A 12,471-nucleotide genomic window follows, 5' to 3' on the forward strand; every position below is an offset into this window, starting at 1 on the left:
CGGGGGCGTCTATGAAAAAGATTCTTGCAGTTACAGCTTGTCCAACCGGTGTTGCTCATACGTACATGGCTGCTGAATCCTTAGCAAAAGCAGCTAGAGAAAGAGATATTCCAATTAAAGTAGAAACCAGAGGAGCTGTCGGCGTAGAAAATGAGTTTACCGAGCAAGAAATTGCCGAGGCTCATGCCATTATTGTAGCTGCGGATACGGATGTGTTAGAATCCCGGTTTGCTGGTAAGCCGGTAGTTAAGGTCCCTGTGGCGCAAGCGATCAAAAATCCGTTTGGCCTTCTCGATGAAGCATTGAACAAAGAAGCGGCCACTGCCGATGATTATCTGAAGCAAGTAGAGCAGTCGAAATCTCAGCGCAGTGCTTCACGTACCGGAGCCTACAAGCATTTGATGACAGGCGTTTCAAATATGCTTCCATTGGTTGTCGCTGGCGGATTACTCATTGCACTTTCTTTCATTTTCGGAATTGAGGCTTTTAAAGAACAAGGTACTTTTGCCGCAGCTTTAATGGACATCGGAGGCGGAGCCGCTTTTGCTTTGATGGTACCCATCTTGGCGGGATTCATCGCTTTCTCCATTGCGGAAAAGCCGGGCTTGGCGCCGGGGCTAGTTGGCGGGATGCTCGCTTCTAAAATGGGCGCAGGCTTCCTTGGCGGAATCATTGCCGGATTTCTTGCGGGTTATGTCGCGAAGCTGTTGAAAGATTACATCAAGATGCCTAAGAATTTTGAAGGCTTGAAACCTATTCTAATTATTCCTTTATTGGCTACTGGAATTACAGGACTTTTAATGATTTATGTGATTGGCGAACCCGTAAAAGCAGTAATGGATGGTTTGACGGTATGGCTCAAATCGCTCGGATCCACGAATGCCGTATTGCTCGGTCTTCTGCTGGGAGCGATGATGGCCTTCGATATGGGTGGCCCTGTGAATAAAGCGGCGTACACGTTCGCGGTAGGTTTGTTGGCCAGCAGTGTATACGGTCCGATGGCAGCGGTTATGGCTGCGGGTATGACACCTCCGCTGGGTTTGTGGCTGGCAACGGTCCTTGCTCCGAAGAAATTTACGAAGGAAGAGCGGGATGCTGGTAAAGCGGCTTCTGTTCTGGGAATTTCATTTATTACGGAAGGTGCCATTCCTTTTGCTGCAGGCGATCCTTTCCGCGTGATCCCATCGATCATGGTCGGCTCCGCTTTAACAGGCGCTTTATCCATGGTTTTTGGCGCTACTTTGCGCGCACCGCATGGAGGGATTTTCGTTCTGCCGATCCCGAATGCCGTCGGCCATCTGGGCTTGTATGCTTTAGCTATCGTAGCAGGAACGGTTGTTACAGCTATCATGCTGAATATATTGAAGAAGCCTGTAAAAGACTAAATCTTTACACAAATTAAAGCTAATCATGCAGGGGGAAATTCTTCCCCCTTTATATTTAGGGAGGATACCAATATGAATATTCAAGAACTGCTGAATGAGCAAAGCATTTTGATCCCATTGGAAGCAGCAAGCAAAGAAGAATGTATGCAATCCATGATCGACGGACTTGCAGCCGCTGGCTGTATTTCGGATAAAGCAGCCTATCTGGAGGCGGTTTTGAAGCGGGAAGAGACCGGCTCGACAGGAATAGGCTTTGGAGTCGCTATTCCTCATGGAAAGTCGAATGGAGTCAGCAAGCCGGGCGTTGCTTTTGCTAAGTTGACTCAGCCTTTGGATTGGAAATCGCTAGATGACCAGCCAGTGCGTATCGTCTTCATGATCGCTGTACCGGAGGCCGCCGCAGGCAATGAGCATCTGCAAATTCTGATCGCGCTCTCCCGTAAGCTGATTAATGAGGAGTTCCGTGAAAGCTTGTTGAACGTGACCGAAGCGCAGCAATTGATAACGATTTTACAAACCATTTAAGAGGAGAACAAAAACATGATTTCGAAAGAACTTACGATCCGGAACGATTCCGGCTTTCATATTCGCCCTGCCCAACTATTTACGGAAAAAGCGGCATCTTTTCAATCAACTGTAAGTCTAGAATATAAGAGTGAACCTAATGTCTCGATCATAGACGGGAAAAGTATTCTCGGTCTTATGACGCTCGGGTTGGAGAAGGGCTCGGTCATTACCCTGACAACAGAAGGACCGGATGAACAAGCGGCGCTGGATGCTTTGGCTGAATTGGTGGAAAGTGGCTTTGGAGAAGCATAAGAGCTGCCTATTGCAGCTTGAGGGATAGGAGGAATTATGATGACGGAGAGAGTACTGCAAGGGCTTGGGGTATCCGCCGGCATTCGCACAGGTAAAGCATTCGTGTACGAACCAGTGCGACTAACGGACGTAGAGAAAAAGAAAACGCAAGATGTCGATACCGAGGTTGAACGGCTTCGGGAAGCCAAATCTGCTTGCCAGGCTGAACTGCAAGTTCTGATTGAGAAGGCGCAGCAGACGCTTGGGGAAGAAAAGGCTGTGATTCTGAAAGGGCAGATCAGCTTTCTGCAAGATCCAACCTTTTACCCACCCATGGAGAAATTAATCGTGGGCGAGCAGTGGACTGCTGAAAGCGCGATTCATCAAGTGGTCACGCAGGTTGCTGCACTGTTTGAAAGCATGAAGAATGAATATATGCGCGAGCGCGCGGCAGATGTCCGCGATGTAGGCAACAGGATGTTCGCTCAGCTATGTGAACGCAAAGGAACACAGCTTTCCGATATCGGAGAGCCTGTCATACTCGTAGCGGATGATCTGACACCTTCAGATACCGTTCAGTTGGACAAAAATTTAGTGCTCGGGTTTGTTACTCGTATAGGCGGTAAGACTTCCCACACCGCTATTTTGGCTAACTCTTTAGGGATCGCAGCGATCTTGGGGCTGGGGGATGGGATGGATCAGATTCAGCACGGAGATGAGCTTCTTATTGATGGCTCGACTGGAGACTGTATCTTAAACCCGTCGGCCCCAACCAAAGAATCCTACCACGCTCTCATGCAGCGTGATGAAGCCGAAAAGGCCGAACTGCTGGCGTATGTAGAACGGGATGCTGTCACGAAGGACGGCTTCCGTGTGGAACTGGCTGCTAATATCGGTACGGTAGAAGAATCGGTAAGCCTGCTCAGCCAAGGAGCTGAAGCGGTCGGACTGTACCGTACTGAGTTTTTATTTATGGGGCAATCTCAGATGCCTGACGAGGAAACCCAGTACAAGGCTTACCGGCAAGTAGCAGAAGCAATGAAAGGACGTCCTGTTGTTATTCGTACGCTCGATATTGGCGGCGACAAGGAGCTTCCTTATCTGGATTTGCCAAAGGAGATGAATCCTTTTCTTGGATACAGAGCCATTCGGCTTTGTCTGGACCGCAAGGAGCTGCTTATTACCCAGCTGCGTGCGATTTTGCGAGCAGGCGTTCACGGCGATGTGAAAATCATGTTTCCGATGATTTCGGGTATGGAAGAATGGCGTCAGGCGAAAGAAATCTATGAACAAGCTCGCGAACAGCTAATCCAGGAAGGAATCCCTTATGCCGATTCTGTCGAATTGGGGATTATGATTGAAATTCCATCGGCGGCTTTGCTCGCTTCCAGATTTGCCAAGGAAGTAGACTTCTTCAGCATCGGGACGAACGACCTTGTGCAGTACACAGTTGCCGTCGACCGTATGAATGAGAAGGTAGCTTATTTGTACGATTATTTCCATCCCGCCGTCATTCGACTGATCAAAACGGTCATCGATGCTTCTGACGATGCAGGCAAATGGACCGGCATGTGCGGCAGCATGGCCGGAGATCCGCTTGCTGCGCCGCTTTTGCTCGGCTTAGGTCTGCATGAATGGAGCATGGCAGCTTCATCGCTTTCCAAGGTGAAGAAAGTGATTACGGATTTAAACCACAGCGATTGCGTGGCTTTAGCTGAGAGGATTTTGGAGATGGACACGGCGGCCGAGGTTCGAGAGGCATTGCTGGCGTTCCAGTTATAATGTAAAAGACCGTCAAGGACTTGTTATAGTCCTGACGGTCTTTTTGGGTTCTAGTGGTTAAGCGTCACGAAGCTTGTTGCTTTTTTACCTGTTGAAGTTACAGCAGTTAATTCGAAGGAAGTCACATTACCAGTCACAGTAACGTTTCCAGCCGCGTCAACCGCTACGGTTCCTACAGTTCCGGCATTTCCCTTAATATCATTTGTGATGAAAAGGGTCCCTAGTGCGAAATTATAGCCTTTAACGTCCGCACTTTTATACGTATTACCGTAGTTATCAGTGATAGAAAGGTCCATTGCCGAATAAGCATTGAAGCTATAAACGCCCCCTGTTACCGTCATTACCGTCTTATCAATGGAAGTTTGTCCTGCTTTTATTTCCTTGGCAGTGATCGCGTCGCTTTTAACCGTGACAGTAACGTGTAATTGCTTTGCGTCGCCATTTCCAATTTGGACAATGACACTGATATCCGCTGTTCCCGGCTTGTTGCCTAGAACGTAGGCATGATGATCTGAGGTTAGACCTACTTTAGCAATGCTAGTATCAGAGGAATGCACAGATTGAACAACCCCAGGAATAGCAATTGGATCTCCACTAGCCGATGTCACTTTAATTTCAATTTCTTTAGCTAATTTACTTTGTGTTGGATCTTCCGCTATTGCTTTGTTAACGAGACCGTTTAATCCAGTAGCTGCATCTGTTAGACCGCTATCGAGCACACTAGCTAATGTGTAGGTGCCGTTGATCGAAACGTTCCCTGTGCTAGAGGCTGTAACGCTAAAGCTGCCCGTTGTTGTTTGGACAGTGGAAGCGTCGAGTCCGCCAAGCGTAACCGTGTAATCACCTGCAGCGAGCGCAAGGGTAGTCGATAGTGTTACTGATTGGCCATCGCTAGCCCACTCTGCTGTCGTAGGGACTACGGTTGAACCATTTTTCAAAGTGATTGTTGCTTTGCTGGCATCTACCTTTTTATTGAAGGTAACTTGAACCTTTTTATTGTCGGAAGATGAGGCTTGCGTTTTTGTAATCGAAATAAGTGTTTGGTTCCCAAAAACTTGCTGAGCTGTATAAGAGCTTAGAACAAGGTCAGCGCGATTGGCAGGTTGGTCGCCGGATTTGCTAGTAGGGTGAATACCAAGTTCAGTTGCTTGTTTCACAGCATCTGCGTACCAAGGTGAGCCTGTCATGGAAATCTTTTTGCCCAAACCTTTAAGAAGGACAGTATCCAGCTGAGCTGTCGTTACCGAATCACCGGGAAGGAAAGTGGTGTCCGTAACACCGTTTATGAGGCCTGCTTTTTTGGCTGCTTCAATATAAGGGATGGCCCATCCATTCGCTGCATCATTGGCCTGAACATCCGAGAAACTGGACACCTTAACCGTAGGATCAACAGTGATGTTGTAAATTAATGTGGCTACTTTGGCAAATTGAGCGCGAGTCATATTTTGCGTAATGCCAAACGTGCTGTCCGAGACGCCTTCAAAAACACCAGCTGTAATCATCGCATCAATCTTAGCTTTTAGCGCGGCATCACTACCGGCCAAATCAGTAAAATCAGCACTTGTTTTGGCTGCAGCGGAAGCTGGAAGAGAAAGTGCAGTTGAAGCAAATAAGGAGAAAGCCATAGCGGCCGTCGCGATCATCGTGAGTTTCGTGGATTTCATAGTACCTCCCAAGGGTTAATTATTTTATTTTGAATCTAGCAAACTTTCGTTCATATTTTGTTGCTATAACTATACCTTGCATGATAGAGTACGTCATTGTCAAATTCTTGGCAGTCTCGACAGGAGAGTGCTAAGGGAGTTCGGTTGTTGAGAGTTAGAGTGAAGGGACAACATTAGCATGGATAAAGCAAAGCGAATGGAGAAAACAAGTAACACTTTCACCTTGGACGTAGCAAAAGCGCGCGGTTTACAAGGATAAGCAGCAAAAAATGCGTAAGCTTAAGCGCAACTTCTGCGCATCAAATATGTTACAAAAGGCTCGCTCAAGGACAGCTTAAGCCGGTTTTTCTGTCAATTTGGAGGTAGGCACTGCCAAGATGTTAATCGCACTTACACATTGTAAAAAAATAGGATGAAAGTCCAAGCTCACCTATGCTATACTCAACAAACAGGAGATGATCTGATGAATTCCAAAATGTCATTCCAGCCGCTAAACCGGCCAAAATTGGTTGACGATGTTGTTAATCAATTGCAAAAGAAAATATCGGAAGGCGAAATGAAGCCAGGCGACAAGATTCCGACGGAACCCGAGCTGATGCAGCAATTCGGTGTCGGACGTTCGACGGTCCGCGAAGCGGTCAGGGTGCTTGTGCATGCGGGGCTGCTCGAAAAGAAGCAGGGCTTCGGCACTTTTTTGACAGCTAACAGGGGTATGCAGGAGCCGCTTGACCATAGGCTTCGCAGAGCTGAGATTCTGGAGGTTTATGAGGTAAGGCGGATGCTCGAGCTCGAAATCGCCCGTTTAGCCGCTGAGCGCCGTGATGAAAATGATCTCGAGCAGATGCGAAGCGCACTGGATCAACGGTCGGAAGCGCTGGAGAAAGGTGATACGAGCACCTATCTGAACTCTGATGTGAGGTTCCATCTGTCCATTGCCATCGCGAGCAAGAACAGCGTGGTTATCGACCTATACCGGACTTTCTCAACCGTCCTCCTTGAAACATCTTATAAATTAGTGAGCGTCGAGAGTCCACATGATCCCCACAATCTCCAACACGAAAATATGTATCAAGCGATTAAAGACAAGGATGTATCGGCTGCCGAGTACTGGACTAAGCAAAATCTAGACGATACGGTCAGTCAGCTTAAAAAGTATCTTAACCAGGAGTAGCTTTATTCTCCTCTAATTCTAAACATCTGATGATATGATGAAAGGGGTTTGAGATCACATGTCCGTTTCAAACAATGCTCATAATCGTACCGTTTATGCTATTTTATTTTCAATAAGCTTAGTTCATTTGTTGAATGATGCAATTCAATCCGTTATCCCTGCTGTGTTTCCGATTCTACATAATTCACTGCAGCTCAGTTTTACACAAATCGGGTGGATTGCCTTCACTTTGAATGTGACGGCCTCAATGTTTCAACCCTTGATTGGTCTGTACACAGACGCGAAACCGAAGCCATTTCTGCTGCCCGCAGGTGTGTTTTTCTCACTTATAGGCGTGATTGTCTTGGCTGTGGCGTCTTCATTCGCGCAAGTTATTTTAGCCGTTATCCTAGTTGGTCTGGGTTCCTCGGTTCTTCATCCGGAAGCATCGCGTGTGGCTTATTTGGCTGCTGGGCCTCGCAGAGGACTGGCGCAGTCGATTTTCCAAACAGGCGGTAACATCGGGCAGGCTTTGGCTCCTGTCTTTACAGCCCTTATCTTTGTACCGTTTGGCCAATTCGGCATCATCTGGTTTTCATTTGTCGCTGCTGCGGGGATTGTTGTTCAATTTTTCGTTGCCAAATGGTATCGAAAGGCGGGAAGCCGCCCGTCCACATCCAATAAAACCGGGGTTGTCCGAAAGAAACTCCCTCGTAAAACGGTGGCGTACGCGATATTTATTCTAATCATGCTATTGTTTTCCAAGTTTGTTTATGTGGCCAGTATGACTGGGTTCTACGCCTTTTATTTAATTGAACATGATCATCTTTCGGTCGAAAGAGCGCAGCTCTTCATCTTCACCTTGCTTGCGGCCGGAGCTGTAGGTACGTTCATGGGTGGACCCTTGGCAGATCGTTTTGGGAGACGCAATATGATCTGGTTCTCTATTCTAGGCACTGCGCCGTTCTCGCTGCTTCTGCCATATGCCAATTTGTTCTGGGCAGGTGTCCTTTGTGCGTGTATCGGGTTTATTTTGTTATCTGGCTTTTCCGTTATTGTCGTTTATGCACAAGAGCTGCTGCCTGGCAAAGTGGGGACGGTATCGGGATTGTTCTTTGGATTGGCCTTTGGTTTGGGCGGGATCGGATCCGCTGTGCTCGGGACGCTGGCGGACGCAACAAGTATTACCTTTGTTATTAAGCTCTGTGCCTTTTTGCCGTTAATCGGATTGTTGGCAGCCTTCCTTCCGACAGATAAAAAGCTGAATTTGCATGATATTGAACTGCCACAAACTGCGGTGAAAGCATGACTCACTGAGGTAGCATATAGCTACAAAGACGATGCTTCCACTGCAGGTTTGCAGAGGGAGCTTGGGTCGTGTAAGAATAGAGATAGAAATAGTAAAAGGCAGAGGAGTGGGATTCATGGATATAAAAGAAGCGATTCACCAGCGTCGCAGTATTGGGAAGGTCAAACAGGACGCGATCGACAAACCGCTAATCGAAGAAATCCTTGAAGCAGGCACATGGGCGCCTAACCATTGCCATACAGAGCCGTGGAGGTTCTGGGTCATGACCGGTGAAGGCAGAAGTTTGTTGGGTCGAGGCTACGCCGAGGTTGCCGCTGCTGAAGCGGATCCAACACTTTCTGAGGAGGAGTTATCCAAGCTGAAAAGCGCTCAGGAGAAGAAAGCGTTCCGCGCTCCTGTTGTGATTGCTGTGGCCGTAACACCCTCAGAGAAGCAAGTCGTTCCGGAGATTGAGGAATATGCTGCCGCGCATGCAGCAGTGCAAAATATGCTGCTTACTGCGCACGCACTTGGCCTAGGAACGATATGGCGGACGGGTGCACCTACCTATCATTCGAAGATGCGTGAGGTGTTCGGTCTTGCGGGAAAAGAGGAGCTGGTCGGATTCATCTACATCGGCTATCCAGACATGGCTCCTCCTAAGGCGCAGCGGGTGCCGTTCGCGCAGAAGACTACATGGGTAAGCGAGTAAAACATAAAGATTTGTCGAACCTAAAAGAACCGTCAGGGGATATTCCCTGGCGGTTTTCTCTTTTTGTGTAAACAAATCGTCGAACCGGTTTCATGATTTGTTGTCATGAACTACAAGGAAATGCTTGAATATCCTTGGTTTTTGATTAAAACGATCATCGAAAATGCGTGTTTTCTTTACAAATCATTAAACTCTATTTAAAACTCTGTTGATAAAACCGGTTTAATATGAAGGAGAAGTGAGGCGAGCTCATATGGCCAACATAGAAGATGTTGCAAAAGTAGCTGGGGTATCCAAGAGTACAGTGTCCAACGTGTTTAGCAAAAAAAGGCCGATCAGCAAGGAAGTGTCGCAGCGTGTACTGGAGGCAGCTTTACAGTTAAATTATAGACCCAATTACTGGGCTCGCAGTTTAGCCAATAAGAAAACGAATATCATCGGGTTAAATATGGCTGGTGAGCAAGTGAAATTCAGTCAGTTCCATCTTGGCCTCATTAATGGTGTGTTGAAAGAGTGCTATAACCAGGGCTATCGATTGCTGGTAAACACCTTGTCTACCGAATTCTCCAGTCAAGTTGAGCATTTGTCTACAGATCCGGTAGATGGCGATATTCTTCTGGATCCCGCCTCAAATGATGAGAGAATTTCCGAACGAATAAAGCGCAGCGTGCCGCTTGTCGTGATCGGAAGACCACAGGAGGAGTTCGAATCCAGTGTCTCCTATGTGGATAACGACAATATTGGGATGGGACAAATCGTTACCGAGTACCTTTTGCATTTAGGTCACAATCATATCGCGTTCCTCAATGCACCGAAGGAAAGAACGGTTGCTCAAGACCGCGAGCATGGTTACTACAGAGCCTACAATAAAGCCGAGCTGCCGGTTGATGCAAGGCTCATTGTGTATAAAGACAGCAGTCTAACGTCCACTGTCTACGGTTACCAGATGACCAAGAAGCTATTAACAGCTTATCCGCATATTACAGCGATCATTACGGATACAGATAAAGTCGCTCTAGGGGTATACCAAGCGGCTGCTGAGCTCAATTTGCAAATACCGCAAGACCTTTCTGTCTTTGCTTTCAGCGATGATTCAATCTTCGCACCTGAATTCAAGCCACCTCTGACCGGGGTCAGGCTCAACGGGGAAGTACTGGGAAGCGAAGCCGCCAAGCTGCTCATCGAACAGTGCCGTCAGCCCAATGCCATTGCCAAACGAATATTGATTCCTGCCAGTTTAGTTTATAGAGGATCATGTGCCCGAGCGAGAATTAGTAACTTCATAAAACCACATAAATAGATAGACAAATAGGAGGCCATACCCATGTTCAATAAAAAAGCAGGAATCATTGCAGCCGTCGTGTTATCGACAAGTATACTAGCCACTGCGTGCAGTACGAATACTGATAAAACAACCGCAACAAACGTTAGTAGCGAAACGTCCAAGCCGGCTAAACAAGAAACTCTACGTATTCTAAGTGGAGTCGCAGGGGGTAAGACGCCTGAAGAGAATGTCCTGTTTGAGAAGGAAGTAGAACGATTGACTGGTATCAAGGTTACGATCGAGAAACCAGCAGCCGATTATGATAAGAAACTATACGCAGCGATATCTGCTGGCGAAAAGTATGACCTCGTCTATATGGGCAAAGGCAATATGGATGTCCTTGTTGATCAAGGCGCACTGATGCCGTTAAACGATAAGATCAAAGCTTCCAAGATTTTATCCGATCCTAAAGTAATTCCAACCAAGGAATGGGACATGATCACTTATAAAGGCGGTCAGATTTTCAGTGTATTTAATAAATCTGAAGGCGGCACGCTGCCTACCGTTCGTCAAGATTGGATGGACAAGCTCAAGCTGCAGCAGCCGAAAACCTTGGAGGATTTCTACCAAGTGTTGAAGGCATTCAAGGAGAAAGATCCAGACGGTAACGGTAAGGACGACACCTATGGCTTGTCCACGGCTGGGTTATACGACATTCAAGGGTTCATGAGCGCAGCAGGCGTGAAATATAAATATGTGATTGATGCTAGTGGCAAGCGCTCGATTCCTTATGCAACAGAAGCAGCGGTTCCGATTTATGAGTGGTTTGCGAAGCTGTACAAGGAAGGGATTCTAGACCCGAACTTCGCGACCAACGATTCAGCTAAAATGAGAGAGCTCTTCTTGACGAATCGCGTTGGGATGGTCACGTACTGGGATGCATGGGTAGGCTTGTTCAATAATATGAAGAAAACGGATGATCCTAACTTTAAAGCCAAAGCGATCGCTGGGGCCGTAGGTCCAGATGGCAAAATCATGCTTCGCCGCGGCGACCCAAGTGTTTGGGGAATTCCAGTGAATGCCGAGCATGCCGATACAGCTATGAAATTCTTAGAATTCTGGCACTCCGAGAAGGGTAACATCCTTAGCACATTAGGGATTGAAGGCGATGATTACACCGTTAAAGACGGGAAATACACGCTAACGGATGAGGGAGTTAAGCATGGTATGGATCATGGTGCTCCGTTCCCGAACAACACGAACTTTAAGAATCCGATTGGTACGCTGCCAGGTGCAATTGAAGGCCGTCAAGTTATTTTCGACAATAATGCAACGATTGAAAACTCCACGAAAGACTGGCCGAGCGCTGAAAAAATCGTAACCAATTACGCTTTCCAAGCGATGATGGGCAAATTGCCAGCAGCAGACGCTGTGAAAAAAATGAATGATGAGCTAAAAGCAGCTAAACTGATTGACTAGTTCGAGAGAGCGGAGGCGGGGGTTAACTCCCTTGCCGCCGCTTTACTTTTCATAGATAAGGGGGGACGTCTAGTGACCGCATGGGCACGTTATCGGGTAATGTATCTCATGATGATTCCCGTTGTTATTTATTTTTTAATTTTCTCTTATTACCCGCTCATCAAGGGCTTGCAAATCTCCATGCAAAATTTTCGGATTATTGGAACTCGTCCTTTCGTTGGTCTTCAGAATTACATTGTGGTTTGGAATGATCCGGTATTCTGGCGCGTTTTGGAGAATACCTTAATGATTGGAATCGGGATGTTAATTATAGGTTTTTTTGCCCCGATTATTACAGCTCTCTCTTTAAATGAAGTGCTTAAAACATGGTTTAAGAAGCTGACGCAAATGGTTATTTACTTGCCGCATTTATTCTCATGGGTTGTTGTAGGAGGCATCTGGATCATCATGCTGTCTCCGGATGGAGGATTTGTTAATGATTTGTTGAAGCTGCTGGGTGCTGCGAAACCGATTCATTTTTTTGCGGAAGTCGACTATGCCCAAGCTTTGATGGTCTTAACGAACACTTGGAAGGAAATGGGCTTCACCTGTATTCTTTATTTGGCATCAATCGTGACGATTTCCCCTTCTTTGTATGAAGCCGCGCGTATGGACGGAGCTGGACGCTGGCAGCAGATTCGCTATGTAACCTTGCCTCAGCTCATTCCGACGATGAAGGTTGTGACCTTGCTGAACATGATCGGGATGCTCCGGATGTTCGACCAAATGATCATTCTAAGTAATCCGGTTATTGCTCGAAAAGTGGATGTCCTGATGACGTATACGTATCAAAAAGGAATTCTGGAGTTCAAAATGGGCGTCGCTTCAGCCGCCGGCTTTCTCGTTGTATTGGCAACGCTGATCTTAGTATTCGCAACCCGCAAATTGATTCGTTATGACGAGGAGTGAA

At 47.1% G+C, this 12,471-nt stretch carries 11 protein-coding genes; 10 read left to right on the plus strand and 1 reads right to left on the minus strand.

The window, feature by feature from the left end; all coding sequences use genetic code 11:
• The first annotated feature begins 11 nt into the window (after positions 1-11).
• From NYR53_RS01930 to ptsP, 4 genes are all read left to right on the plus strand, one after another.
• Positions 12-1,385: a PTS fructose transporter subunit IIC gene (locus NYR53_RS01930; RefSeq protein WP_261303686.1), complete on the plus strand. Its 1,374-nt coding sequence runs from the start codon at positions 12-14 to the stop codon at positions 1,383-1,385.
• A gap of 72 nt (positions 1,386-1,457) precedes the next feature.
• A complete protein-coding gene (locus NYR53_RS01935) occupies positions 1,458-1,910 on the plus strand; it encodes a PTS sugar transporter subunit IIA (RefSeq protein ID WP_261303687.1) in 453 nt (150 codons plus the stop codon).
• Between the two features lie 15 nt (positions 1,911-1,925).
• Positions 1,926-2,204 (plus strand): HPr family phosphocarrier protein, encoded by a 279-nt coding sequence (locus NYR53_RS01940; protein WP_261303688.1) that lies wholly within the window; start codon positions 1,926-1,928, stop codon positions 2,202-2,204.
• A 39-nt stretch (positions 2,205-2,243) separates the two neighbouring features.
• The gene (gene ptsP, locus NYR53_RS01945; protein ID WP_261303689.1) at positions 2,244-3,965 is read left to right on the plus strand and encodes a phosphoenolpyruvate--protein phosphotransferase; all 1,722 of its coding nucleotides are present in this window, start codon (positions 2,244-2,246) and stop codon (positions 3,963-3,965) included.
• A 50-nt stretch (positions 3,966-4,015) separates the two neighbouring features.
• On the opposite strand, the gene NYR53_RS01950 is transcribed toward ptsP, so the two are convergent.
• Positions 4,016-5,629, minus strand: coding sequence for an S-layer homology domain-containing protein (locus NYR53_RS01950; RefSeq protein ID WP_261303690.1), 1,614 nt, complete (start codon positions 5,627-5,629; stop codon positions 4,016-4,018).
• A gap of 463 nt (positions 5,630-6,092) precedes the next feature.
• On the opposite strand from NYR53_RS01950, the gene NYR53_RS01955 reads away from it, so the two are divergent.
• From NYR53_RS01955 to NYR53_RS01980, 6 genes are all read left to right on the plus strand, one after another.
• A complete protein-coding gene (locus NYR53_RS01955; RefSeq protein ID WP_261303691.1) occupies positions 6,093-6,800 on the plus strand; it encodes a FadR/GntR family transcriptional regulator in 708 nt (235 codons plus the stop codon).
• A 58-nt stretch (positions 6,801-6,858) separates the two neighbouring features.
• A complete protein-coding gene (locus NYR53_RS01960; RefSeq protein WP_261303692.1) occupies positions 6,859-8,088 on the plus strand; it encodes an MFS transporter in 1,230 nt (409 codons plus the stop codon).
• Between the two features lie 115 nt (positions 8,089-8,203).
• Entirely contained in the window at positions 8,204-8,779 is a 576-nt protein-coding gene (locus NYR53_RS01965) for a nitroreductase family protein (protein ID WP_261303693.1), read from the plus strand.
• Between the two features lie 253 nt (positions 8,780-9,032).
• Positions 9,033-10,079: a LacI family DNA-binding transcriptional regulator gene (locus tag NYR53_RS01970; RefSeq protein WP_261303694.1), complete on the plus strand. Its 1,047-nt coding sequence runs from the start codon at positions 9,033-9,035 to the stop codon at positions 10,077-10,079.
• Between the two features lie 24 nt (positions 10,080-10,103).
• Positions 10,104-11,522: an extracellular solute-binding protein gene (locus NYR53_RS01975; protein ID WP_261303695.1), complete on the plus strand. Its 1,419-nt coding sequence runs from the start codon at positions 10,104-10,106 to the stop codon at positions 11,520-11,522.
• A gap of 72 nt (positions 11,523-11,594) precedes the next feature.
• Positions 11,595-12,470: an ABC transporter permease subunit gene (locus NYR53_RS01980; RefSeq protein WP_261303696.1), complete on the plus strand. Its 876-nt coding sequence runs from the start codon at positions 11,595-11,597 to the stop codon at positions 12,468-12,470.
• Position 12,471 lies beyond the last annotated feature (1 nt).

It is taken from the genome of Paenibacillus andongensis (assembly GCF_025369935.1).
Taxonomy (GTDB): Bacteria; Bacillota; Bacilli; order Paenibacillales; family NBRC-103111; genus Paenibacillus_E; species Paenibacillus_E andongensis.

Coding starts and splice junctions, on each gene's coding strand:
- NYR53_RS01930 (WP_261303686.1), top strand. CDS start 12: ATGAAAAAGATTCTTGCAGTTACAGCTTGTCCAACCGGTGTTGCTCAT.
- NYR53_RS01935 (WP_261303687.1), top strand. CDS start 1,458: ATGAATATTCAAGAACTGCTGAATGAGCAAAGCATTTTGATCCCATTG.
- NYR53_RS01940 (WP_261303688.1), top strand. CDS start 1,926: ATGATTTCGAAAGAACTTACGATCCGGAACGATTCCGGCTTTCATATT.
- ptsP (WP_261303689.1), top strand. CDS start 2,244: ATGACGGAGAGAGTACTGCAAGGGCTTGGGGTATCCGCCGGCATTCGC.
- NYR53_RS01950 (WP_261303690.1), bottom strand. CDS start 5,629: ATGAAATCCACGAAACTCACGATGATCGCGACGGCCGCTATGGCTTTC.
- NYR53_RS01955 (WP_261303691.1), top strand. CDS start 6,093: ATGAATTCCAAAATGTCATTCCAGCCGCTAAACCGGCCAAAATTGGTT.
- NYR53_RS01960 (WP_261303692.1), top strand. CDS start 6,859: ATGTCCGTTTCAAACAATGCTCATAATCGTACCGTTTATGCTATTTTA.
- NYR53_RS01965 (WP_261303693.1), top strand. CDS start 8,204: ATGGATATAAAAGAAGCGATTCACCAGCGTCGCAGTATTGGGAAGGTC.
- NYR53_RS01970 (WP_261303694.1), top strand. CDS start 9,033: ATGGCCAACATAGAAGATGTTGCAAAAGTAGCTGGGGTATCCAAGAGT.
- NYR53_RS01975 (WP_261303695.1), top strand. CDS start 10,104: ATGTTCAATAAAAAAGCAGGAATCATTGCAGCCGTCGTGTTATCGACA.